The organism is Pauljensenia sp. C0254C2 (assembly GCF_056583835.1).
In genome coordinates, this window is sequence record NZ_JBWPJO010000035.1 from 1 (window position 1) to 1,143 (window position 1,143).

The following is a 1,143-nucleotide window of genomic DNA, read 5'->3' on the forward strand; positions in this document are numbered from 1 at the left end:
TAGGGGTATGTGCACGTGGAGGGTTTAAATCTAGGGGTATGTGCACGTGGAAGGCTTAAATCTAGGGGTATGTGCACGTGGAAGGCCCAATTTCACGAGTATGTGCACCCGGCGAAGTTAAATCCAGAGTATGCGCTGGCGCCAGGGCGGAAGGGCAAACGACGGGCACCGCCCATACCTCGTGACAGCTGCAACTCATCCCGAGGGCGAGGGCGGATACTAAGCTGACCTTATGAGCACCGCGCACCGGACCAATTATTCTCGCAACGCCGCAGCAAGCAACGCGGCAGCAAGTAAAGCGGCAGCAGGCAACGCGGCAGCAAGTAACGCCGCAGCAGGCAACGCGCAGGCGCCGCAGGCGTACCCATTCCGCATCGGCCACGCCATTGACGTTCACGCGTTCGCTGAGAATCCGCACCCTGGCGGCAGCCAGCCGGGACAGGCTGCAGAAAGCTCGCAGGTGCGCAGAAATGATAGCCAGCGAAGACAGACCAGTGACGCTCAGCAAGCGCGCGGAACCGACACCCAACACATTCACGGAAGTGGCAATGAGCAGCCGCATACCGACGTCTTGATGCTGGCGTGCATGGAATGGCCAGGTGAGCCAGTGCTGGCAGGGCACTCTGATGGAGACGTGGCGGCGCATGCCATCTGTGATGCACTCTTGTCGGCCGCACACCTGGGCGACATGGGATCCAACTTCGGCACGGACCGCCCCGAGTGGAAGGGCGCATCAGGGCGCGCATTCCTCACAGAGGTCCTGCGGATGGTCACGCAGGCCGGTTTCGCCGTTGCGAATGTGAGCCTGCAGGTGGTCGGTAACCGCCCCCGAATGGCATCGCGCCTGAAGGAAGCCGAACGTACATTGTCAGATATCGTCGGCGCCCCTGTATCCGTATCGGCCACCACGACCGACGGGCTCGGGTTCACTGGACGCGGCGAAGGGCTGGCAGCGCAGGCAATCGCACTGATCTACGCAATGTCAGCGGCTCACAGATTCGATTCGTGATTGACGAGGGTGGCCGCGGGCGCCGCGCGCACCGGCACAACCACAGCTGACTGTCATTCGGCAACGAGGGCATTTCTATGGGCACCGTCAGCGAGGGCACACCCTAGCGGCACCGTCAGCGACGATCGGCCTCA

1 protein-coding gene is annotated in these 1,143 nt (G+C 62.2%); it reads left to right on the forward strand.

What is annotated here, in order from left to right:
- Nucleotides 1–232 precede the first annotated feature (232 nt).
- Nucleotides 233–1,009, forward strand: coding sequence for a 2-C-methyl-D-erythritol 2,4-cyclodiphosphate synthase (ispF, locus tag AC1DA5_RS10540; protein ID WP_092648185.1), 777 nt, complete (start codon nt 233–235; stop codon nt 1,007–1,009).
- The last annotated feature ends 134 nt before the right edge of the window (nt 1,010–1,143 follow it).